The 20,647-nt window shown below is 63.7% G+C and carries 26 protein-coding genes and 4 tRNA genes; 17 read left to right on the top strand and 13 right to left on the bottom strand.

The window, feature by feature from the left end; all coding sequences use genetic code 11:
• The first annotated feature begins 43 nt into the window (after positions 1 to 43).
• The 8 genes from H7J93_RS14750 to H7J93_RS14715 all read left to right on the top strand — a co-directional run bounded on the left by H7J93_RS14750 (position 44) and on the right by H7J93_RS14715 (position 6,218).
• Positions 44 to 1,114, top strand: a complete 1,071-nt coding sequence (locus H7J93_RS14750; RefSeq protein ID WP_267307053.1) for an AAA family ATPase — start codon at positions 44 to 46, stop codon at positions 1,112 to 1,114.
• Between the two features lie 423 nt (positions 1,115 to 1,537).
• A complete protein-coding gene (locus tag H7J93_RS14745) occupies positions 1,538 to 1,867 on the top strand; it encodes a hypothetical protein (RefSeq protein WP_267307052.1) in 330 nt (109 codons plus the stop codon).
• 107 nt (positions 1,868 to 1,974) lie between these two features.
• Positions 1,975 to 2,274, top strand: a complete 300-nt coding sequence (locus H7J93_RS14740) for a flagellar hook-length control protein (RefSeq protein WP_267307051.1) — start codon at positions 1,975 to 1,977, stop codon at positions 2,272 to 2,274.
• Positions 2,264 to 2,488, top strand: coding sequence for a hypothetical protein (locus tag H7J93_RS14735; RefSeq protein ID WP_267307050.1), 225 nt, complete (start codon positions 2,264 to 2,266; stop codon positions 2,486 to 2,488). Before H7J93_RS14740 ends, H7J93_RS14735 begins: the two co-directional genes overlap by 11 nt.
• Positions 2,489 to 2,925: 437 nt before the next feature.
• Positions 2,926 to 3,759 (top strand): hypothetical protein, encoded by an 834-nt coding sequence (locus tag H7J93_RS14730; RefSeq protein ID WP_267307049.1) that lies wholly within the window; start codon positions 2,926 to 2,928, stop codon positions 3,757 to 3,759.
• A 78-nt stretch (positions 3,760 to 3,837) separates the two neighbouring features.
• Entirely contained in the window at positions 3,838 to 4,638 is an 801-nt protein-coding gene (locus tag H7J93_RS14725; protein WP_267307048.1) for a hypothetical protein, read from the top strand.
• Between the two features lie 150 nt (positions 4,639 to 4,788).
• Positions 4,789 to 5,586, top strand: a complete 798-nt coding sequence (locus H7J93_RS14720; RefSeq protein WP_267307047.1) for a hypothetical protein — start codon at positions 4,789 to 4,791, stop codon at positions 5,584 to 5,586.
• A 191-nt stretch (positions 5,587 to 5,777) separates the two neighbouring features.
• On the top strand, positions 5,778 to 6,218 hold the full coding sequence (locus H7J93_RS14715) for a hypothetical protein (protein ID WP_267307046.1): 441 nt from the start codon (positions 5,778 to 5,780) through the stop codon (positions 6,216 to 6,218).
• 96 nt (positions 6,219 to 6,314) lie between these two features.
• Here the strand turns inward: H7J93_RS14715 and H7J93_RS29520 are convergent, their stop codons facing one another.
• Positions 6,315 to 6,611, bottom strand: coding sequence for a CDGP domain-containing protein (locus H7J93_RS29520; protein WP_443677670.1), 297 nt, complete (start codon positions 6,609 to 6,611; stop codon positions 6,315 to 6,317).
• Positions 6,612 to 6,769: 158 nt separating this feature from the next.
• Positions 6,770 to 7,558, bottom strand: a complete 789-nt coding sequence (locus H7J93_RS14710) for a hypothetical protein (RefSeq protein WP_267307045.1) — start codon at positions 7,556 to 7,558, stop codon at positions 6,770 to 6,772.
• A gap of 121 nt (positions 7,559 to 7,679) precedes the next feature.
• Between H7J93_RS14710 and H7J93_RS14705 the strand changes: the two genes are divergently transcribed.
• A complete protein-coding gene (locus tag H7J93_RS14705; RefSeq protein ID WP_267307044.1) occupies positions 7,680 to 7,994 on the top strand; it encodes a hypothetical protein in 315 nt (104 codons plus the stop codon).
• 62 nt (positions 7,995 to 8,056) lie between these two features.
• Positions 8,057 to 8,284, top strand: coding sequence for a hypothetical protein (locus tag H7J93_RS14700; protein ID WP_267307043.1), 228 nt, complete (start codon positions 8,057 to 8,059; stop codon positions 8,282 to 8,284).
• 51 nt (positions 8,285 to 8,335) lie between these two features.
• Here H7J93_RS14700 and H7J93_RS29270 read toward each other — a convergent pair whose 3' ends face one another.
• The 5 genes from H7J93_RS29270 to H7J93_RS14675 form a co-directional block, all read right to left on the bottom strand.
• Positions 8,336 to 9,202, bottom strand: coding sequence for a tyrosine-type recombinase/integrase (locus H7J93_RS29270; protein WP_267307042.1), 867 nt, complete (start codon positions 9,200 to 9,202; stop codon positions 8,336 to 8,338).
• Entirely contained in the window at positions 9,199 to 9,477 is a 279-nt protein-coding gene (locus H7J93_RS14690) for a hypothetical protein (RefSeq protein WP_267307041.1), read from the bottom strand. The genes H7J93_RS29270 and H7J93_RS14690 overlap by 4 nt, the downstream gene beginning before the upstream one ends.
• Positions 9,477 to 10,229 carry a winged helix-turn-helix domain-containing protein gene (locus H7J93_RS14685; protein ID WP_267307040.1) on the bottom strand — a complete coding sequence of 251 codons (753 nt, stop codon included), beginning with the start codon at positions 10,227 to 10,229 and terminating at the stop codon, positions 9,477 to 9,479. The genes H7J93_RS14690 and H7J93_RS14685 overlap by 1 nt, the downstream gene beginning before the upstream one ends.
• A gap of 28 nt (positions 10,230 to 10,257) precedes the next feature.
• On the bottom strand, positions 10,258 to 10,827 hold the full coding sequence (locus H7J93_RS14680; protein WP_267307039.1) for a hypothetical protein: 570 nt from the start codon (positions 10,825 to 10,827) through the stop codon (positions 10,258 to 10,260).
• Positions 10,828 to 10,988: 161 nt separating this feature from the next.
• Complete coding sequence (locus tag H7J93_RS14675) at positions 10,989 to 11,186, bottom strand: helix-turn-helix transcriptional regulator (protein ID WP_267307038.1); 198 nt, start codon at positions 11,184 to 11,186, stop codon at positions 10,989 to 10,991.
• 125 nt (positions 11,187 to 11,311) lie between these two features.
• Here H7J93_RS14675 and H7J93_RS14670 point away from each other — a divergent pair, with 125 nt between their 5' ends.
• Entirely contained in the window at positions 11,312 to 11,974 is a 663-nt protein-coding gene (locus H7J93_RS14670; RefSeq protein ID WP_267307037.1) for a helix-turn-helix domain-containing protein, read from the top strand.
• 128 nt (positions 11,975 to 12,102) lie between these two features.
• On the top strand, positions 12,103 to 13,161 hold the full coding sequence (locus H7J93_RS14665; protein ID WP_267307036.1) for a tyrosine-type recombinase/integrase: 1,059 nt from the start codon (positions 12,103 to 12,105) through the stop codon (positions 13,159 to 13,161).
• Positions 13,162 to 13,205: 44 nt separating this feature from the next.
• Here H7J93_RS14665 and H7J93_RS14660 read toward each other — a convergent pair.
• From H7J93_RS14660 to H7J93_RS14650, 3 genes are all read right to left on the bottom strand, one after another.
• Positions 13,206 to 13,279 (bottom strand) — tRNA-Phe (locus H7J93_RS14660).
• A gap of 44 nt (positions 13,280 to 13,323) precedes the next feature.
• A tRNA-Asp gene (locus H7J93_RS14655) sits at positions 13,324 to 13,400 on the bottom strand.
• Between the two features lie 33 nt (positions 13,401 to 13,433).
• A tRNA-Glu gene (locus H7J93_RS14650) sits at positions 13,434 to 13,506 on the bottom strand.
• Between the two features lie 124 nt (positions 13,507 to 13,630).
• On the opposite strand from H7J93_RS14650, the gene H7J93_RS14645 reads away from it, so the two are divergent.
• Positions 13,631 to 13,703: transfer RNA gene (locus H7J93_RS14645), tRNA-Lys, on the top strand.
• A 486-nt stretch (positions 13,704 to 14,189) separates the two neighbouring features.
• Here H7J93_RS14645 and H7J93_RS14640 read toward each other — a convergent pair.
• Positions 14,190 to 15,254, bottom strand: coding sequence for an amidohydrolase family protein (locus H7J93_RS14640; RefSeq protein ID WP_267307035.1), 1,065 nt, complete (start codon positions 15,252 to 15,254; stop codon positions 14,190 to 14,192).
• A 109-nt stretch (positions 15,255 to 15,363) separates the two neighbouring features.
• Here H7J93_RS14640 and H7J93_RS29265 point away from each other — a divergent pair, with 109 nt between their 5' ends.
• A complete protein-coding gene (locus tag H7J93_RS29265) occupies positions 15,364 to 15,720 on the top strand; it encodes a DUF2510 domain-containing protein (RefSeq protein WP_267307034.1) in 357 nt (118 codons plus the stop codon).
• A 3-nt stretch (positions 15,721 to 15,723) separates the two neighbouring features.
• On the opposite strand, the gene H7J93_RS14630 is transcribed toward H7J93_RS29265, so the two are convergent.
• A complete protein-coding gene (locus tag H7J93_RS14630) occupies positions 15,724 to 16,731 on the bottom strand; it encodes an oxygenase MpaB family protein (protein WP_267307033.1) in 1,008 nt (335 codons plus the stop codon).
• A 72-nt stretch (positions 16,732 to 16,803) separates the two neighbouring features.
• Between H7J93_RS14630 and H7J93_RS14625 the strand changes: the two genes are divergently transcribed.
• Complete coding sequence (locus tag H7J93_RS14625; protein WP_267307032.1) at positions 16,804 to 17,388, top strand: TetR/AcrR family transcriptional regulator; 585 nt, start codon at positions 16,804 to 16,806, stop codon at positions 17,386 to 17,388.
• A gap of 3 nt (positions 17,389 to 17,391) precedes the next feature.
• Here H7J93_RS14625 and H7J93_RS14620 read toward each other — a convergent pair whose 3' ends face one another.
• The gene (locus tag H7J93_RS14620; protein ID WP_267307031.1) at positions 17,392 to 17,823 is read right to left on the bottom strand and encodes a hypothetical protein; all 432 of its coding nucleotides are present in this window, start codon (positions 17,821 to 17,823) and stop codon (positions 17,392 to 17,394) included.
• 469 nt (positions 17,824 to 18,292) lie between these two features.
• On the opposite strand from H7J93_RS14620, the gene H7J93_RS14615 reads away from it, so the two are divergent.
• On the top strand, positions 18,293 to 19,300 hold the full coding sequence (locus tag H7J93_RS14615) for an acyl-ACP desaturase (protein ID WP_267307030.1): 1,008 nt from the start codon (positions 18,293 to 18,295) through the stop codon (positions 19,298 to 19,300).
• Positions 19,288 to 20,454 carry a tRNA dihydrouridine synthase DusB gene (dusB, locus tag H7J93_RS14610; RefSeq protein ID WP_267307353.1) on the top strand — a complete coding sequence of 389 codons (1,167 nt, stop codon included), beginning with the start codon at positions 19,288 to 19,290 and terminating at the stop codon, positions 20,452 to 20,454. Before H7J93_RS14615 ends, dusB begins: the two co-directional genes overlap by 13 nt.
• Positions 20,455 to 20,647: the final 193 nt, after the last annotated feature.

Genomic DNA, 20,647 nt, shown 5'->3' with positions numbered 1-20,647 from the left:
CCAGCAAGCCATCTCTCACCAACCCCGCTACACGAGGGATCCGATGACAATTCACGACCTCAACTTCGACGCCGCGCCAGCCGTCCACGATCCTCCTAACGTCATCGAGCCGAGCCCAAGAGATCAGTGGGGAATCGTCGGCGGAGGCGCGTTCATCCTCGACGAACCCGACCACATCCCAGCCATCTGGGGTCAAGGCAACGAAGTTCTCTGGGCCGAAGGTGAATCCCTGATGATCGCCGGCCCCCAGGGCGTCGGGAAAACCACCTTGGTCGGTCAGCTAGTCCGCGCCCTCCTAGGCCGCGGCGACGCTGAAGTTCTCAGCCAACCGGTACAGGTCGCCGCCGACCGTGTCCTTTACCTCGCAATGGACCGACCGCGCCAGATCGCCCGATCCCTTGGCCGCCAATTCACAGAGAACGACCGAGCCGCACTCGACGACAAACTCTTCATCCGACCTGGGCCGCCGCCCACCGACCTCGCTGCCCGCCCCGACATGCTCGCCGCCATGGCACACGATCTCGACGCCGACATCGTGATCGTCGACTCCGTCAAGGACGCAGCCCTCGGCCTATCCAACGACGAAGTCGGCGCGGCATACAACCGCGCCAGACAACACCTTCTCGCATCCGGCCGCCAACTTATCGATCTCCACCACACCAAGAAGCGCGACCACAAGCAGAAGGACGCACATCTGTCCATCGACGACGTCTACGGCTCGACATGGCTCACCTCCGGCTGCGGGTCGGTCATTCTCCTCAACGGCAACCCCGGCGACCCCATCATCAGATTCACCCACCTCAAACAGCCTGCCGACGAGGTGGGTCCATGGCGGCTCCTTCACGACCCGGCCGCCGGTGTACTGACGGTCGAGCACGCCGTCGATCCGATCGAGCTAGTACGCGCATCCGGAGCAGACGGGTTAACCGCACGCGGCCTCGCACAGGCGATCACCGACAAGTCCAACCCGTCACGCGCTGACATCGAGAAGGCCCGCCGCAAGCTCGACAGCAACGCCAGGTTGGTACGCGTCGAAGGCGGCCGCGGCGGCGGAGACAACCGCACTCCAGCAGCATGGTTCCTCGCTGAGAAGCAATCACGGGAGCCGGAATAACCCCTACGCGCCAGCCGCCAAGAGCAATCACGCCCAATCACGATTTGACCGATAACCGCAGGCCAGGGGCAATCACGCACTTTTCCCACGACAAGCCAATCACATACGGTCACAAGCAATCACGCGCGCAAGACCGCCGCAGGCCAGGCAATCACGAAAGCAATCACGCCAATCACACGTCCACCAATCACGTTTCACCCCGCCCCTTTAAAGGGCGGGTGAACGGGATAGCACCATTCCACGACGCGGGCGCGCGGGCACCCGGTCGATTGCACGCGGTGTTGACAGGTTGTTGACGTGACGTCGTTGAGGGAAGCGCGGGCTCGCGCCGAACAGGCTGCCGGCCTTCGGGCCCGTGGGTACAGCTGGCAAGCGATCGCGGACCATCTGGCGTATAGGAGTCGACAGGCGGCTCATATCGCTGTGACACGCCATTACGACCGGATACGTGAGACTCCGGAATTCGCACGTCGCTCACTGGCTGAGGGGCTGCGTCTCACTCAGCAGCGGTTACACGAGGAGTTGGCGCTTGCGACGCAACGCGGTGACGTGCAGGCGATTACAGCGACAAGCCGTGAGATCCGGCTGACCACACGCGAGCTGGCCAACCTCGATGGTTTGCATGCGCCGAAGCAGGTTGAGGTCCAGGTGACGCACTTCCGATCCCCGGCGGAAATCCTTGCTGACGCTGAACGTGAGCTGATGGCGGTCCTGGATGCGGAGGTGGTGGAGATACCCGAAATCGAGCAGTGAACCTACGCGTAGATAGGTCAGGAGTTGATGGAATGAGAAGTAAAGGAACCGAATTGAACAGGCACGATAGGCGGGCGGCCGCGAGGCGATCCGCGGTTGCGAGCGCGATGTCGGTAGCGCAGGACATCACGTCAGGGCAGCTTGATCCTGAGCAGCTCGAGGCTGCGGCGGTGCAAGCGTGCCGGGAGGCGGTCGGCACCGTCATCGGCCCGGGTGATCCGGTATGGCCGGTGCAGGTCAGCATCGTCCGTGATGTCCTGGCAGTGGGCGGTGCTGTCTCCGCTGATGAACTCGCGGAGTGGGCCGCGGTTGAGCGGTCTCGTGAAGAGCCGAGCTCCACGGGTCGTTCGTGGATTGAGCAGGCGCTTGCGTTGGATGCCGGCGAGGAGGACGACGGTGAACGATGACCCGGATTCCCTAGTCGCTGAGGCAGAGGCGTTCACACGGAAGTTCGCTGAATACCGGCAACGACTCTTAAACCTGACGGGTCGGGATGATCCGTTATGGCCGCTGGCGATGTCGATCGCGCGGCAGGTGCTCGCGTCCGGGCAGGTGTCAGCTGAAGAGCTAGTGGCATTGCGTGAGCAGGTGATCGAGCGAGAAGCGCGCGACACCGAGTAGGACGTCCCTTCAGCGGTAGGGATGTCCACCCCGGCGACACCCTGGGTGTCGCCGTCAGAAATGCCGGGGAGGTTTACCTGAGGGGGGTGCCCGCTGAGCGCAGCGGAGCGGTCGAACAAATTTCTGCGATTTTTTTCGTGATTTTCGCATTTCAGTTGCGTTGTTGGTTGACGTGGAGGGGTGTGTGCACGGTACGTGCGTACGGTCTGCGCCATGGTGATGGTGAGTGTTGATCCGGGTTCGCGGACGGCTACGTCGTGGCGTGCTGAGTACGGTTCGTGGCGTGCTCGGGGTGTGGGTGAGGATGACGAGCGGGTGCGTGATTGTGTGGCGGGGATTGCGTATTGGCGTGTGCGGCGGGTGATTGCTGCTGAGGCTGCCCGTTTGTCTCCTGCGGGTGTTGATGCGCTGTGTGCGCAGCTTTTGGGGCTGGTGCGGTGAGTGGCGGGTGGGATGTCGCGTCGCCGGTCGATTCTGAGCGGGTGGTGCGGCGTCGTTCGTTGTTGACGTCGGATGCGCCGTTGTCGTCGGCGTCGAGTCGTCGTGGGCGGGGTTCGTCGGTGCGGTCGGTGCCGAGGCGGGTGGATTTCGACCAGGCTGCGGCGCGGGAGCAGCGGGGCCAGGGGTGGCTAGTTCACTTCACGGACTTCGATCTGCGTCAGGAGGTTTCGGGGCAGCTTCGGCCGTTGGCGGTTGAGATCCAGGGCTTGTTGGCGGACGGTGTGCGGTTGGCGGACCGGCGCGGGGTGGGCAGATTGTTCGCTGAGGGTGCGGCACCTCTGGAGTTGGAGCCGCTGCGTGACGTCCGTGAGGTCGCGCGGTCGGTGCGGGATCTTCGGGCCGCTTTGGTGGAGCTGATCGCGAAGCAGCCACTGTCGGTGTTACCGGACGGTGCGCGTGACCGGTTGTCTGCGGTGGTGGCCGATCCGGGCCATGCGGCGATTCCGGAGGTCGACGAGGCGGACTTGTATTCCGGCGCGTGGGTGGATCGCCTTGTGGCGGTGGTGGAGCCGTTGAGCGCGGATTTAGCGGTGGTGGTGGCGGCGCAACCGGCGGGGCGGGTGTCTGAGCTTGATGTGGCTCTCTCCGAGGCGTTGTCGAGTCAAATCCCCGTCGGTTTCGATCAAAGGGTCGCGATGTTGCGAAACCGGCTGCCGGAGCTGCGGAATCGGCGTCAGCAGGCGTTAGCGGGACGGGTGCTGGCGGAGTCGGTGGCGCAGGACCGGGAGCGGCTGCGCGTGGCTGCCGATATGCGGAGGCTGCGGCTGTGAGCAATCGGCTTGCGCGGGATTCGGCTGCGGGGGTTTGTCCGGTCTGGCTAATCCTGTGGTGAGAGAGGATGTTTCGATATGACGAGTGTGTTGGCGCCGGTGCCGTTTGACGCGCCGCTGGTGAATCCGTCGGCTGCCGGGTTGTTCGCGGTGACGCAGTGGCAGCCGACGGCTGGCGACGCCGAGCGGTGGTTGCCGGACGGTGTCGAAATCAAACCCTGGAACTACGGCGTGGACGGCAGCTTTGGTGTGTGGGCGGCTGCCTGGAACGTCTCGGAGGAGGACCTGGTCCCCGAGGCGGACGTGAAGCGGGCTGCTGACCGTCCGGCCGCATTGCCGGTGTTCGCGGCGATCACGACGTGGGCGGCCGACGAATGTGACCTCACGGCGCCGTCGAGGGATGAGATTCGTACCCGTGCGGCCCAGATCCACCGTTTGCGTGAGCCTGTCGCGGTGGAGGCGGAGTTCGCGGCCCGGCTGCTTGATGATGTTGACACGCCAACCGAGGTGGTCGACCTTGTCGCTGCGGTCGGTGCACTGGATGAGATGCTGGCGGCGACGAACACCCTCGGATTCATTCATGGACGTCCCTCGTGGATGTCTGTTGCAGCGCAGGCGAATCTGCTGGTGCGTACGGGCGCGGGTTTCAAGACGCCATCTGGTCACACTTGGGTTTTCGGGGGTGGGTATCCCGAAACGCTGGGTGACACGTTAGTGGCGACGTCGCAGCCGTTTGGCTGGCGCGGCGAAGTTCACCTGCATCCGGCGGAGAAGCTGGAGCACAACCGGTTTCACGTGATCGCGGAGCGGTCGCTGGTGATCGGATACGAAGCGCTGATCGGCGCCGCCGAGGTTGTACCACCTGATGAGGGCCCGTGATGCTGTACAGCGCCGGCGTCTGGGTCGAAGTCGAAGGTGGTTATCGGGGTGTTGCGGGCCCCGGTTGGTTCAGCGGTGGGATGTCTGTGCTGTGTGCCGGTCCCGCCGCTGAACCGTTGAATCCGTCAGTCGTGGAGAGGATGTAAGCGCGTGGACCTGTTCGAGTTGCCGGCCGAGCTGCCTGGCACTGTCAAGGAATTAGACGCGCTTATCGAGCGGGCAAGTATCGAGATCGACGTCATCGCGGACTTTGCCAACGCCGGGCGGACGCTTCCAGCCGATGTCCTCGATCACTGGGAGTATCTGCTGGATTCGCGCGACATGCTGCGCGAGGCCGCGATGACCTTGAGCGACCAGGCGCCACCCGCCACCGTTCTCGAAGCCAAACCCCATAGCACGGCGGAGGTTTCAGAGCGCTTGATATCAGCTGCGCACGAGGCGGGCCACGCTGCCGTCGCAGTGGTCTTGGGAGGGGAGGTGGACGCTGCAGAGGTGTACCGGCCCGAACACGGGGACCCGATCGTTCACCGTGACGGCAGGCAGCTCAACGGTCAATGCAAGGTGGTGCCGTTGACCACGGTGACGGAAGCTCGGCGTCACTTGGTCGCCGCGGCGGGCCCGGTAGCCGAGGCGATCGCACGGTTCGGGCCCTCGCCGACGCCTGCGCAGATCCACCAGGTGTTAGCGGGGCAGCCGGACTTCGATGAGCTCCGGCGATACGCGTTGACGGCCGGGGCGTACGCGTCAGATCCCATCCGTGAGGTGAAACCGTTGGTATTGCGGTGTTGGCCGGCCATCGCGCAGCTTGCGGTCCAAATGGATAATGGCCGCCCAGTAACGCATGCTGATGTCACTGCGGCGCTGGGTCTTTCGCAAGACCGCAGCATGCACGGGTTCGAGTGCGCGAACATCCGCGCCGGGATACGTGCCGTGGGAGGTGCCGCATGATGTTCACTGCAAGGGGCGGATTCTTCGCCGGATCACAGGCCGTTCCCTTCGACGCTGTCGGGGACGGAGGCAACGGCACGGGATCCGTCCAATCGTGGAGTCACACCGCTACAGCAGGCGCGGATGTATTTGTCTGGCACTGCACCACTGGGACCGCCACCTCAACGGGTTGCACGTACGGCGGAGTCGCCATGACACTGCTGGGCGCTGTGTTCCACAACAACAACTCCAGCCTGGGGCAGCTCGCGCTGTACCACCTCGCCGGTGTTGCTGGTGGCACCAAGACGGTAATAGCCAGCAAGAGCAACGCCACTAACTCCGCGTGCGCGAGTTCTGTCTCGTACTTGGGTATAGCGTCGGTTGGCACCCCCGCATCTGCGTACGGGGCGAGTTCGTCAGCGACGCAGTCCGCGACGGTCCCCGCCGGGAGTCTGGTGGTGCAGGGCTTGGGTGCCAGGGGTGACGATTTCTCCGGAATCACCGGTGGCGCACAACGCTTCAACGGAAGTCGAGGCGGTGTGGCGGCCGGGTTGATCATTGGCGATTCCCCGCTGTCGACAACCGTCATCGGCGCGATCAATTCAGCCACCGACTGGTCTGCTCTGAACGTCGTCCTCACCCACGCCCCGTAGCGCAGCTCCGCTACGGCCCGACCTGATATGGGGCGACAAGACGCCGTCAGAGTCCACTCCGCCCGGCGGTGTGAGCAGAACACTGAAAGTCGTCGCCTATCCGGTGATGTGGTAAGGCGGCTGCCCAATCGGGAACATTGGGATCTGGTCGGCGCCAGGGACGATGAAGCAGTTCGCGGTCGCCGGAGCCAGTAACGTCCCGTTGCTAAACAAGCATCGCTTCCACGACCCGTCCTCGCGGATCGGCCCATCACAGAGCTGCTGAGCCAGCGCCGTGACACACCCGTCGAGCGGATCACCAGGAACCGCACCGGCTACGGGAGCCGCGACCACGCCGCCGCCCACCGCTGCCGCAGTGATCAACAACGCGGACACACCCGCACGAAACGGCATTATGGGCATGGCGGCCATGGATACGACACGCGATGATGGCGGCACTCAGACCCCCCTGGCAAGTTGCTGTTAGCGGAGCGTACGACACCAGGCTCGCTAATGGGGTAAGACTGGCATTTCTCGGTTCCCGCACAACACAATCACTGATAGTCGGGTCCTTAATTCAGGCCGTCGGGCCAATCAATCACACCGTAGCGGTAACTGCGCTCAAGCCCCATCTGCGTGTGCCAGTCATCTGCGAATTTCATACTGGACTCCCAAGCCCAGCGGGCGCCGCCAGCGCATAGGGGCTGCTGGGGAAACCACGGGCGTGAACCGTGAAGTAGCGGATTCTCGGGGACCAGGTACTTCATTTCAGCCTCCAGATCATGGACCTGGTTGTCCCACTGCGTTTCTGGTGTGAAGTGCACCAATGCGTTGCGCAGTTTGATTAGCGCCTTGACATCCGAATATGGCCTACGGGACCTGTCTAGCGGCGGCTTACCTGCGCACGTCAGAAGCACCGCATACTTTTCCATCAGCTTGAGTGATCGCTCGACCCTTTGTGTTCGGAGGTCCCGCATCAGCGCTCTCGCGTCGGAACTTAACCCCTGCAGCCGCTCGGAAGCCACGATTGGTTCCGTCTCGGCGGCGTCTTGCCAGATTTCGTTCACCACGGCTTCCAGCATTGCGACGGATTCCATGACGGCCCCCAACGCGAGCGATTGCAGGTGTTTGTCGACTCTCCGTTTGGCACCGTGCGCGACCTCCGCGAGCAGCTGCTCCTCCCGCTCGCGACATAGGTGTGCCATCAGGCGTGCGGCCCAAAGGTGTTGTGCCGCGAAGTACTGACGCACCCCTTTTAGTGGGGTGAATGCGTGCGCGGAGGAAGTCGGAATCTGGTCGATATCGATTATTTGTTCGGGAGGGCGGCCATCAGTAGCGGTCTCCGAGGGCTCATCTGTCACGGAACCAACGCTAAGACACGGGTGCGGACATAGGGGCCGAGTCAACCTCAAAGCCTGCCGAATCCAACGCATTGAGGATTGACTCCCCCGCTCAGTCGGGTCTGTGTCTACCGTTCCATCCATGCAACCAGACCCCAGCTGCACCGTCATCATGACCCAAACCGTTAAGGCCTCGGGCCTGGCGGAGTACCAACAGCGGTACTGGCCGCTGTTTGTCGACGACAACGTACCGCAGGACGGGTTGGACGGCGTGCCGGCTCACTTCGCCCGAAAAGTCTCGACCGTCACTGATCACTTCGGCGACCGGAACCAGTGGACTGTCGAGTTCGAGGATGGAACGCCCGGCCGGGTGTTCGACCCAGACGACGACGTCGTTGTGCACTTCATGATCCTCGGGACCGATGTAATCACAGGCGGCGCCGGCGAACTCATGTAAGCCGCGCCGCGCGCGAAAATAAACCGTCGACCGTCAGCAGCGGCTGGGGCAGCATGTGATGCGTGGCCGACTACTGCGCGGAGTGCGGGTGCCCTGTCAACGAACACGACGACAACAAGGGTGCGTGCCATGCGCTCGACCTGCCGGAACGCGGTCACGTCAACGACTGCCGGTGCCAGGATATTCGGCGGAGGCAGGCACAGGACGGACGCCGAGCGCGCCGCGACGACTTGCTCGAGCAGATCGTCGACGAGGACCGCAGAGTGTTGAAGCGGTTGGATAACGCCTGATCTCCTTCACCTATCCCAAGGCCGGGGCTCACGTGAGCACTGCAACCGTGGTCATCCGAAGGGGTCGAGTCGATCGATTGCGTCGACGCGGCGCTCGTCGCTGACCTCGGTGTAGATCGCGGTACTGGCTAGATTTTCGTGCCGGAGTAGCGTCTGCGCAGTTCGCAGATCGGCCCCGCTGGCGACAAGGTTCGTGCCGTACCAATGCCTGAGACGGTGACACGTCCCACCGGGGATGTCGGCCCGCTTGCAGGCGTCACTGACCGTGTTAACGACATGACGGGAGCCGATGTGCTCCCCCGGGCGGGTCGAGTTCGCCGGAAACCACCAGCCCCGCGCCGGCATCGCACGCGCCACCTCGACAAGCAGCGGATGCAACGGAATCGTCGCGGCGTGCCCACCCTTCCCGATCACGTACAACGTGCGGGCGTCAGGGTCGACGTCCTGACCGCGCACCTTGGCGATCTCATGCGCCCTCAACCCAGCCAGTGCGGCGAGCAGCACCATGGCACGGGTCTTGCGCCGCAGCGGCAACTCCAGCAGCGCCTGCAGCTGCTCGGTAGTAATCGGCCGCGGAGTACAGCGCGGCATCCGGGGGCGGGGCAGTGTGGCCATCGCGTCCGCGCCGATCCCCTCATTGGCCAGCCACCGGAAGAACCCGCGCAGGTGACCGAAATACGTATAGCGGGCTCGAGCACCGAGCTGCTCCGCACCCAGGAACCGTGACACCGCCAACGTCGGCGTGGCCTCGATCGGGTAGCCGCTCGCGCTCTGGAGACGCCGCAGGGTGAGCACCGTGTCGCTGATGGTGCGTACCGCCAAGCCGCGGCCACGCATCCACACCTCATAGGCATCGATCGGAGGCAACTCCCCACCACGATCCCCGGTGTTCTCCACCAGTCGCAGTGTGGCGCTCACAGCGGTGTCACCGAGTAGGCGTCATTAATCGAAGGCCAGCGTCCGCCGCAAACGGCGCACCAGGGCGCCATCGTGCTTCGTGCCTTCAGCTCCCAAGCGCGCAAATGATGCCGGCACAACAGAACTGTCTCGCAGCCGTGAAGGTCGAGCCGCCAATGCGCTGGACGTCGGCACTGGGCACCCAGCTTCGTATGCGCCTCGCAGTCCACGGGTTCCGACCATGCGGCGATGACTCGTTCGAAGGCCTCGATGTCGTTGGCGGGCGTGACGGACATCAGAGCACTGTCTTCGCGGTCGAGTCGCCGCCGTCGACCGATGCAACTGCAGTCGCGTCCATTGCGGCGAGCACCTTCTGCAGCACAGCAATATTTCCATGAACTTCGGCTCGGTCCTTCTCGGTGAACCGTTCTCGCGCCTTTACCCACCGCGGATCATCAACGAGACTCCCCAGCTCGCACACAACAGGATTCAGCGCCTTAACCGTCCGCCGATACATCGACTGCACGGGCACCTTGCGCGCCGCGGATTGCGTTGACGAAGGTTCCTGCTCACGCCTACGTCGCGCCTGACGTGGCTTACGTCGAACCTTGCCGTCGAGCCCAATCCCTACGCCTGGGTGTGGCGAACTGTCCCGTTGCGGGACAGTTGATTCCGCGTCAACTGTCCCATCGCGGGACAGTTGCGCGAGATCCCGGTCAACAGTTGACTTGGACACCCCCGTCGCCGTCGCGATAGCACGCACAGACATCCCCTCCCCCGCCATCAACTCCACCATCGCCTGACGCGCAGCACCCGACAGCTGCAATGTCCCGCCCAACGAATCAGCCACGTAAGCAGTCCAACTGGGAAAGCCCAACGCTTCATGAATGCGACCGACCTTCGCCTCATCGAGCAGCTGGCCCACCAAAACCAGCTGATCCCCCGCCTGTTTCGCCAACCGCCGAATACGTCCGTCCAACTTCCTAGCTGCCTGCTCATCCAATGGCACCAGCACCTCGACTGGCTCCACTACCCGCAATTCACTCACGATCTTCTCCTCTCAAAAATGTTGCTAATTAACGGTATTCATAAAATGGGTCAGGGCCAGCGCCACGCCACCCCGACGCCTTCCCGTTCACCACCGCAAGCGACGGCTGCGCCTGAGTCTCGGCCTTCCTTGCCTTCCTGCCTGTCCTGCCTGCCTGTGCAGTCCCCCGGGACATTTCCCCGGGACCGTCCCCCGGGACATCCAGAGGGACAGAGGATGTTTCACTTTCGCCAACACCGAGGTCCTCTGAGTTGGGTCCGCCTGATTTCGCGGCCCGCTGGCGGGCCTTCTTCTCCCGATCCCGCCGTCGGTTCCGCTCCAACATGTCCAGCTCACTGCGCGACGTCTGTGTCGACATGTAGTCGGCAATCAACCATCCGTCAGCCTGTGCCGTGAACAACCCGGCATCGATGAATGCCTTCGCGGCGTTGGCGGACCAGTGCGGGATTAGCGCAACGTCGTCACGCTCGATCCGCCCATCTGTGCGGTTGGCGACCGACCACAACAACGCGTTGATGAACGTGCGGTAGTGGTCAGCCGACAGCCGCTGCAATCGGCGATCGTTGAGCCACCGCTCGGGCAAGCGTGCGTCAGTCATGGACGCGCCGTCCCCATATGCGTCACGCTGTCGGCATCACCGAGTATCGTCGTCATCGAGCCTGTCCCTCTGCTGATGGTTGGGTTCGCAGCGGCCCCCACTGGTTGTTGGCGCAACCGGATTCACGGGGGCCGCTCTGGCGTGGTTGAACTGGGGGCGGATCACGCCGGAGTCCCACCGCTCACCTGGGCGTCCTCCCAAGCAATAACGTCGCTGAGCCGATAGCGAGTGTGCCGTCCGAAGATCCGATAACGGGGTCCCTTTCCCTGACAGGCCCACTGGGCCAAGGTTTTAACTGGGACCTTGAGCCGCTCTCCCACCTCCGGTCTAGTCAGCCAGTAATCCTCGCTGGTCGGCATCTGATATAACCTCTCTGCTATTGCACATCGCACATTCGATGTGCGTTAATAGAATGATACGCGATCGATCGAGAACCGCAAGTGTCATGTGCGGAATCGGCGCGTCACATGGGAAACTGTTCGGCATGGCTGGGGAGAGTTCAGATCGCGCGATCGGCGTCCGCATCGCGGAGGCCCGCCAGCAGAAGGATCTCCGACAGGAGGATTTCTTGACTTCGCTTGAGGCGCGAGGGGTGTCGTGGACACGCACCACGCTGTCTCGGATCGAAAGCGGACAGCGCGCATTGAAGGCGACCGAACTGTTCGCAGTGGCTGACGCGCTTGGGATGAGCGCGGACGCCCTCAACCCCGAATCAGGGACGTTGTCATATGCGATTCAGCGGCAGTCAATTCGATATCGCGAGAAGAGGCAGGGTCTCCGCCTAATCGCAGAAGAAACTGAGATGGCACGAAGCGATCTAGAAGCACTCTTGCTGATGCGCGAGATCATCTCGGGTAATACAGCATTCGTTGTTCACGGCACTGCGGGTCAATTCATGGAGATCCTCGAGCTCACCTTTACGGAGTTGCTCAGCGAGGACAGCGCGCTGAGATACCTTCACGATGAACTCGGCATCGACCACGATGAATACCTAGCGCTCGCGGGCAGAAGTTCTCCTCCGGAATACGAATTTGAAGACGCCGACTACGCGGCGTATCAAGTGCTCTTTTCGACCCGGTTTCCGGATCTCCGTTTCACCGGCGAGAGTAAGAATTTCTCCGTCGATAACTTGAAAGTGCCCGACTGATGGCGGGTAGGCCGCCGCTGCGGATTGGGCAGCACGGCAAAATCACCCGCACTCAAGTGGAGTCGGGTGTGTGGGTGGCACGGTGCCGGTTCCGGGATCGCGATGGAGTGACCCGCCGACTTGAACGCATGACGCCGGCCGGCGTCGCCGATGAGTATGGGGCTCGCGCCGAGAGTGCTCTTCTCGATGCGATCGCGGCTAGGCGGCCGCCGGGGACAGGGACGATCACGGGCTCAACGCTGCTGGGCGATCTGCTGTCCCGGTACATCGAACGGTGCCGCGCAGATGGCGATCTGGCACCCAAAAGTGTCGACACGTACGAGGCGACGATCAACACGGTCAAGGCACGATTCGTGGGGATCCGGGTTAGCGAGGCTGAACCCGGGCTCCTGAACGACATCTTGCAGGGCATCCGCCGCGACCATGGGGCGACGCGGGAGCGTCACACGAAGGTCGCGTTGAATTCGGTGCTGACCGACGCGGTGATGGCCGGAGCGATCGGAGCCAACCCGGTGCGCGAGATCGCCTCGAGGCGTGTGAAGAAGGCTGAGAAGAAGAGGACGAGGGGCGCACCAGCTCTCGCCGTAGATCAGGTGCGAGATCTGCTGTCAGGCGTGGAGGCATCGGGGGACTGCGAGCAGAAGGATCTACGCGACCCGGTGATCCTCTTGGCGGCAACCGGATTACGGCGCTCAGAGCTGTTGGCGTTGCGGTGGCAGGACATCGACCTCGACCGCCGGGTCGTGACGGTGTCGGGGTCGATCGTGCGGATCAAGGGCAAGGGTCTGGTGCGTCAGGAGCGGACTAAGGGCGGAGACGAACGATCCGTGGCGCTCCCCCAGTTCGCCATCGATGCCCTGCACCGACGCAAGGGCGACCCGCTACGGACCTCCACCGGTGACGTGATCTTCCCGTCGTCTACGGGCACGCTGCGCGACCCAGACAACTTCAGCAAGCAGTGGCGGGAGGTCCGTGACTCGCTCGGCCTGCCGGACGTGTCGTCACACAGCTTCCGCAAGACCGTCGCGACGTTGATTGACGACTCGGGGCTATCGGCTCGCATTGGCGCCGACCAGCTTGGGCACGCGCGGCCGTCCATGACGCAAGACGTCTACATGTCGCGGGGCAGAGTGCACACCGAGGTCGCTGATGTATTGGACCGGGCGGTCGGCATAAGCGACGAATAAACGTCGGATGCAGTGCAATGTCAAGGCGGAAACCGCCTCTGATGTGGCCAGGGCCGGGATCGAACCGGCGACCTTCCGCTTTTCAGGCGGACGCTCGTACCAACTGAGCTACCTGGCCGGAAGGCACCGGCCATGTCGAGAACCAAAGTGCCTCGCCAAAAATGGCGACCCTGACGGGACTCGAACCCGCGACCTCCGCCGTGACAGGGCGGCGCGCTAACCAACTGCGCCACAGGGCCTTGCTTGCGGCTCCATCGTACGTGCGCCGCGCGTACCCCCTACGGGATTCGAACCCGCGCTACCGCCTTGAAAGGGCGGCGTCCTAGGCCGCTAGACGAAGGGGGCCCAGCCGAATCTCTCCGGGGTACTCGCAACGCTATGACGCTGTGAGCTTCGATAGCTTAGGGCACCGGCACCCCAATCCTCAAACGAGCCCCTCGGATGGCACCCAGTATCCTGATCCACGCAAGCCCCTCTAGCTCAGTTGGTAGAGCTGTGGACTTTTAATCCATAGGTCGTAGGTTCGAGCCCTACGGGGGGCACGATGTCGGGCCCTGACGTTAAGGTCCCGTTGTGCTTAGCCAGCGGTGCCCGCGCTGTCGACAGGAACGTCCCGCGTTCACAGGCACCTACTGTCCAGGCTGCCGCCGCGAATACAACCGGGCGTACTACCAGCGAACGCCTGAGAAGAACACCCAGCGCCGCGCCGGCAAACTGAAGGCGATCGCGGCCGCCAAGGAATACGTCCTGCGACATCTACTGGCCCACCCATGCGTCGACTGCGGTGAAGATGACCCCGTAGTCCTCGAGTTCGATCACGTCACGGGGGACAAACTCCGTGATGTCGGATCTATGGCGCGCGCCGGATGGAATCTGCCCGCCCTACAGGCCGAGATCGACAAATGCGAGGTCCGCTGCGCAAACTGCCATCGACGCGTTACAGCTCGGCGTCGACTCTCAACAGCAGGCTGACCCACCGCCACTGACACCGAGCGGAAAAGATCGAAACGCGGGGTCCCCTCGGGTACTCACGCCGCACACACCGTCGGCGCCCGCACGGGCAGCCCCAACAAGTCGAAATAGCTCTGCCCGAGCGCGATGTCCCGGAAAGCCTTGTCGTTGAGGTACTTGTTGATCTGACTCGTGACGTCGAGCTCCTCGGCATAGACCGAGAAGTTTTTATTCCTCGCCGCGACGAAGTCCGTGCCCGGGATGATCCTGGCCGAGTACTGGTCGAAGAACGGCACGTACTGGTTCCTGATCGCCTCGTTGGCGAAATACGAATCCTGCAGCACTCGCCAACTGATGTCCAAGTAGAGGTTCGGGCGCTCGTCCATGAGTCGCCGAAGCGTCTCGATGTGTAGCGCCGGGTCGATCTTCTTCTGTTCGTTGGACAGGCCCATGTGCGGCCAGACGATCTTGTTGTCCGGGTAGAGGGCGAGCGCGGCCTCCATCAGATAGAGGTACTTCAGCGGCTCCGCGTCGTTCCCCAGATCGGAGTGGATGGTGATCGGCATGCCACGCCGACGGAGTTCATCCATGAACGGCCGCCACGAGACGATGGCGCCGAGGTCGGCCGGTTGCGCCTGGTTACCGAATAGGGCCTGTTTGATCAGGTTGACTTCGCCCATCCACTTGAACTTGCCGGGATACGCCTCGTCGAGCTGACGCATCTGGTCGAGAATGCCTGCGGGATTGGCCAGATCGGGAAACGTCATCGACAGGGTGAGCTGCACCCCTTCGACGTCGGTCTGCGCGATCTCCTCCGCATTTTCGACGTCGTTCTTCATGCTGGGCACCACCGGTGCACCGACGCAGTGGAGGTAGTACGTGCACGTCGAGCGCTCCGGCAGCACCTGTCCGATGCCGTAGACGTTGACGTAGCGAACGCCGGTTTCGCGCCAGTAGTCAGCCGCCTCCGTCAGCGGTATGCCCGGCCCGCCAAACGGCCGAAGGTGGAAATGGCTGTCGACCACCGAGGTGTACGACTGGGTCTTGCGGTCGAAGCATGCGTCTGCGAGCGCTGGTGCCGCCCAAGCACAGGCGGCGGCGACCGACGCTGTCGCTGCCGACAGGGCCAGCCCCTTACGCATTCCACCTCCGCACGAAAGGTTTTCAAGATCGTGCCACAAGCGGCCGGTTCACAGCGGCAGTTCGTGAGACGGGCGGTCCCGGCGGCCGCAGACCAAGTAATCTCGCTGTGTGCTCTACCAGCAGGCCCGACAGCCGTTCTGGCGACGCCATCCCGTTGTCACCGGCACAGCGGCGCTCGTGACGTTCTGGTGGCTCGCGAACGGCTGGTACGAGGCCGTCACCATCTCAGCGATCGCCGCACTGTTGCTGTTCGTCAACCACCGCAGGAAGGCATCGGCCATCCGCGACGCGGGCCTGCGTGCCCGAGCGGACTACGAGTATCGGCTGAGCCTGGCCGGTGACCAACGGGGTGTGTTCGGCCGCTATCCGCCGGTTCAGGCCGGCTGGTTTCCCGATCCGCAAAACCGTTGGCAACTAAGGTATTTCGACGGCGTCATGTGGACGGGGCACGTCGTCCGTCGCTAGCGGTCAGACCTTGGGGCTGTAGTAATGCGGGTCGTCGCGGTACTCGACGGGCGGCAGGTTGCGCGCCGGCGTTTCCACCAACGGCGAGTCTGCGGGCAGCCGTCCGGTCGCTCGATCCCATGCCGAGCGCTTGCGTGGATGCATCATCATCCGCTTCGGCAGGAACTTGGTGACCCAATAAATGGTCTTGCCGAATAGTCGGTGCAGTCGCTCTTGGCGGGGCGACCACGTGTAGCCCATGAGGTCACGCACCGGCGGGTCGAACAAGCCAACCGTCGCGAAGTTGAAGAACTTCTGCATCGCTGCGATCTGAATCCGCCACAGCCAATCCGGCACCCATTCCAGCGACGGATGCTTGGGCATCGAGGACAGATCGAGCACCTCGCGCGCGGCCCAGTTGTTCTCTAACACGTTGTTGCACATGTGGTCCCAGTACTCCTGGAACTCTTCCCACGATTTCGGCACCGGCCGCATGCTCATGCCGTACATCCGGTACCACGTGATGTGCTCGTCGAAGAGCTGACGCCGCTGCGCCTCGGTGAGGCCACCGCCGAGCCACTCCGCGGCCAGCAGCGTCGACTTGAAGAACGTGGCGTGCGCCCAGTAGAAGACGTCGGGGTTCAGCGCGCTGTAGCGCCGCCCCTGATCGTCGACGCCCTTGATCCCGATGTGGTAGTCGCGGACCTGCGCCCCGGTCTTGGGCGCGCGGTCGCCGTCGAACACCACGCCCCCGATCGGATAGACGGACCGGAACAGCCGCGGCATCCGCTCGATGAAGAAGATCGAGTGCTGCTGCACGGCGGCGCCCAGCTGTGGATGCATGTTCTGCATCGAGCCGGCCCACGGCCCCTGGAGCATTCCGGTCCACCAGCCGAAGTACTTCCAGGTCAACGAGTCGGGTCCGAGCGGCTCGGGCAGGGTGTCATATCCACCCGACGAAACTGGGCACCCAGCTGCCACCGTGGCGGTTTCCCTGGTCACCGGGCATACCGCAGACGTATCTTGAGTCACTGACGAAGCTTCCGATCCAGTCAGAATGCAATTCTGACTACAGTCGTTGTCAGAATTGAGTCTAGGAGGGATGTGCCCGCGGGTCAACGACGGGGCCGATGGTCCGGTGTTCCATTGCCCGACCGTCAGGCTTTACGCCGCGACGAACTGATCGCCGCGGGCGTCACCCACCTCGGCGGCGCGCAGGGCCCCGCGCTGACGGTGCGCGGGGTGTGCCGCTCGGCGGGACTGACCGAGCGCTACTTCTACGAGAGTTTCACCGACCGCGACGAGTTCGTCCGCGCGGTCTACGACGACGTCTGCGCGCGCGCCATGTCCGCGCTGACGACGGCGAAGACTCCCCGCGACGCCGTGGAGCAGTTCGTGGAGCTGATGGTCGACGATCCAGCGCGCGGACGGGTGCTGCTGCTGGCGCCCGGGAAGGAACCGGTGCTGACCCGCTCGGGTGCCGAATGGATGCCGAGCTTCATAGATCTGTTGCAGCGCAAGCTAACTCGCATCGGTGATCCCGCCCAGGCGGCCATGGTGGCCACGGGTCTGATCGGTGCCCTGTCGGCGTTGTTCACCGCCTACCTGGACGGCAGGCTCACGGCCACGCGCGCGCAGTTCATCGACTACTGCGTGGAAATGCTGATGAGCCGGGTGTCGAGCTACTGAGCTCTACTCGTCGGGCGTGGAAACCTCTTCGAGTGATTGCTCTTCCTCATTCGCCGCCTGCTTTTCGGCCTCGTCGGCCTCGGACTTGGCAGCGCCTCCGAGCGGACTCGCTACAGACGCACCCGGATTCTTGGCCGTGGCATATGCGCCGCTGCAGTTCAGCACGACGTTCACCTGACCACCGTCGTCGACACCGTCACGCAGGAACGACGCGTCGTATGCGTTGGTGACGATGCAGTCACCCTCGTCGAGCTTGTCGCCGAACCGGGACGCGACCACCGCAGTGCCGCCGCCATCCTCGATCGCAGTCTGGGCGTCCGCATACGTCTGGCCCACGACATCCGGGGCGGCTGCCGCAGTGCCGGCTCCGAACACCAGGGCCGCCGCCGCAGAGGCAACCACGGGGCCCGCCCCTAGAACGATGAGCTTCTTCACCTGCGCCAGACCTCCACTGTCCGTGTACCCCAACGGTTGATGGCCGTAGCTTATGACCTCGTGGCCTGCGCCGCCACCGCTCGCGAACTACTCGTTTCCGGTCACATTCCTACCGCTGCGGCCCCGTCGGCTTTGATCTTTGCCGCGCGGTCCGCCGGGCCCGCCGCGGAGGTCCCGACCAACCCGTCCCAGCGGCAAATCCACGACATCTAGCGCCGCGGTTACGCTACCCGCGACCAGCCGCAATCCGGTTTCAACCGCTGCACGGGCGGCTACTCTGAACACCTGCACTCGGGCTCATGGTCTGCACCTGGGTCGGGGCCAAGACATTTTGCCCGTCGGCTTCGTATCCACAACCAATGGGCCTTGTGTTGCAGATGTGCATCATTGCCGTGGCGACTTGAATGTCACCGCGGTACACAGATATATTGAGTGCAACCAACAGGTACAGATAATTTTTGGGAGAGCTATGTCGAAGGATCTGACCGACCTGCAGCTGCTCCGCGAGCTCGAGCCAGTTGTCGAGAAGAACATCAACCGGCACCTGACGATGCGCAAGGACTGGAACCCGCACGACTACATTCCGTGGTCCGACGGCAAGAACTACTACGCGCTCGGCGGCAAGGACTGGGATCCCGAGGAGTCCAAGCTCTCCGAGGTTGCCCAGGTTGCGATGTTGACCAACCTGTTGACCGAGGACAATCTGCCGTCCTACCACCGCGAAATCGCGATGAACTTCAGCATGGACGGCCCGTGGGGCTTCTGGGTCAACCGGTGGACCGCCGAGGAGAACCGCCATGGCATCGCCCTGCGTGACTACCTCGTCGTCACCCGCGCGGTCGACCCCGTCGAACTCGAGCAGCTGCGCATGGAGCAGGTCACCCGCGGCTTCTCCCCCGGCCAGAATCAGCAGATCGAGGCCGACCTGTTCGCCGACTCGCTGTTCGACTCCGTCATCTATGTGACGTTCCAGGAGTTGGCCACCCGCGTCTCGCACCGCAACACGGGCAGGGCGTGCGAGGAGACCATCGCCGACCAGCTGCTGCAACGCATCTCGGCCGACGAGAACCTGCACATGATCTTCTATCGCGACGTGTCGGCCGCTGGCTTCGAGATCGCGCCCGACCAGGCGATGCGTTCACTCCACAAGGTGCTGACCAACTTCCGGATGCCGGGCTACACGATCCCCGACTTCCGGCGTAAGGCGGTCACCATCGCTTCCGGCGGTGTCTACGACCCGCGCATCCACCTCGATGACGTCGTGATGCCGGTCCTCAAGAAGTGGCGCATCTTCGAACGCGAGGACTTCACGGGCGAGACCGCGCGCCTGCGCGACGAGTTGGCCGCGCACGTCGAGGAGCTCGAGGAGACCTGCGTGAAGTTCGAGGTCGCCAAGCAGCGCAGGCTCGAGCGCATCGCGAAGGTCGCGGAGAAGAAGGCCGCCAAGAATCTTCTGGTGGGGTCATCAGCGTCCTAACCGACGCTCGCCCGGCGGCGCTGCAGATCGGCCCCATCGCATTACGGAGTCCGGTCGTGCTCGCGCCGATGGCGGGTGTCACGAACGTCGCCTTCCGCACCCTGTGCCGGGAACTGGAGCTGGCCAGGGCCGGGACGGTCAGCGGGCTCTACGTATGCGAGATGGTGACGGCGCGCGCGCTTGTCGAACGCCATCCGGCGACCATGCACATGGTCACGTTCGCCGATGACGAGACTCCTCGGTCGCTGCAGCTCTACTCCGTCGACCCTCACAACACCTACGCCGCGGCGCGGATGATCGCCGACGAGGGCCTGGCCGATCACATCGACATGAACTTCGGCTGCCCGGTCCCCAAGGTCACCCGTCGCGGCGGCGGTGCGGCGCTGCCGTTCAAGCGCAAGCTGTTTGGGCAGATCGTCGCGGCCGCGGTTCGGGCAACCGAAGGCACGGACATCCCGGTGACCGTGAAGTTCCGGATCGGAATCGATGATGCTCATCACACTCACCTCGACGCGGGCCGAATAGCCGCCGAGGAGGGTGCTGCCGCAGTTGCTCTGCATGCCCGCACCGCGGCGCAGCGGTACTCCGGCCAAGCGGACTGGGAACAGATCACAGCCCTGAAACAGCACGTCACGACGGTTCCCGTGCTGGGTAACGGCGACATTTTCGAGGCCGGTGATGCGCTGGCCATGATGGAGGCCACCGGTTGCGACGGCGTGGTCGTCGGGCGCGGCTGCCTGGGCCGGCCGTGGCTGTTCGCCGAATTGTCGGCCGCCTTCACCGGCACCCCCGTGGCCACCCCGCCGACACTGGGCGAGGTCGCCGCGATCATCCTGCGCCATGGCGAACTCCTCGCCGCCCACTTCGGCGAGGACAAAGGCATGCGCGACATCCGCAAGCACGTCGCCTGGTACCTGCACGGCTTTCCTGCCGGCGCAGACCTGCGCCGGGCATTAGCGCTGGTCAAGACCCTCGCAGAGCTGCAGTCCCTTCTCGATGGCCTCGACCCGGACGTCCCGTTTCCCGCCGCGGCGACCGGACCCCGCGGACGTCAGGGATCACCGGCGGCGGTGTCCCTGCCCGAGGGCTGGCTAACGGATCCCGACGACTGCACGGTCCCGGCAGGCGCCGAGATCATGAACTCGGGCGGCTAGTTCGTCTCGGGGACGTGTCGGGGTCGTCTCTAACCTGAGACGACTCTGACATCACATCTCTCAGAATGTCTCAGTACGATATGAGTCTCGTTCGTAATGGGTTCCAGCGTCGGAACCCGGCAGTGTGCTGTGACCTGTCAGGATGCACCGCGTGACGCCGGTGCCCACCGCCGCACTCGGCGGTCGAAGAGTC

Origin of the sequence: Mycobacterium barrassiae (assembly GCF_025822765.1) — a bacterium.
Lineage (GTDB): Bacteria > Actinomycetota > Actinomycetes > Mycobacteriales > Mycobacteriaceae > Mycobacterium > Mycobacterium barrassiae.
The sequence above is the reverse complement of the archived record's forward strand: the minus strand, read 5'-3'. Positions and strand labels throughout refer to the sequence as shown.

Coding starts and splice junctions, on each gene's coding strand:
- H7J93_RS14690 (WP_267307041.1), bottom strand. CDS start 9,477: ATGTCCGTCACGCCCGCCAACGACATCGAGGCCTTCGAACGAGTCATC.
- H7J93_RS14670 (WP_267307037.1), top strand. CDS start 11,312: ATGGCTGGGGAGAGTTCAGATCGCGCGATCGGCGTCCGCATCGCGGAG.
- H7J93_RS14750 (WP_267307053.1), top strand. CDS start 44: ATGACAATTCACGACCTCAACTTCGACGCCGCGCCAGCCGTCCACGAT.
- H7J93_RS29520 (WP_443677670.1), bottom strand. CDS start 6,611: ATGCCGTTTCGTGCGGGTGTGTCCGCGTTGTTGATCACTGCGGCAGCG.
- H7J93_RS14665 (WP_267307036.1), top strand. CDS start 12,103: ATGACGCCGGCCGGCGTCGCCGATGAGTATGGGGCTCGCGCCGAGAGT.
- H7J93_RS14675 (WP_267307038.1), bottom strand. CDS start 11,186: ATGCCGACCAGCGAGGATTACTGGCTGACTAGACCGGAGGTGGGAGAG.
- H7J93_RS14705 (WP_267307044.1), top strand. CDS start 7,680: ATGCAACCAGACCCCAGCTGCACCGTCATCATGACCCAAACCGTTAAG.
- H7J93_RS14680 (WP_267307039.1), bottom strand. CDS start 10,827: ATGACTGACGCACGCTTGCCCGAGCGGTGGCTCAACGATCGCCGATTG.
- H7J93_RS14725 (WP_267307048.1), top strand. CDS start 3,838: ATGACGAGTGTGTTGGCGCCGGTGCCGTTTGACGCGCCGCTGGTGAAT.
- H7J93_RS14715 (WP_267307046.1), top strand. CDS start 5,778: ATGACACTGCTGGGCGCTGTGTTCCACAACAACAACTCCAGCCTGGGG.
- H7J93_RS14615 (WP_267307030.1), top strand. CDS start 18,293: ATGTCGAAGGATCTGACCGACCTGCAGCTGCTCCGCGAGCTCGAGCCA.
- H7J93_RS14740 (WP_267307051.1), top strand. CDS start 1,975: ATGTCGGTAGCGCAGGACATCACGTCAGGGCAGCTTGATCCTGAGCAG.
- H7J93_RS14640 (WP_267307035.1), bottom strand. CDS start 15,254: ATGCGTAAGGGGCTGGCCCTGTCGGCAGCGACAGCGTCGGTCGCCGCC.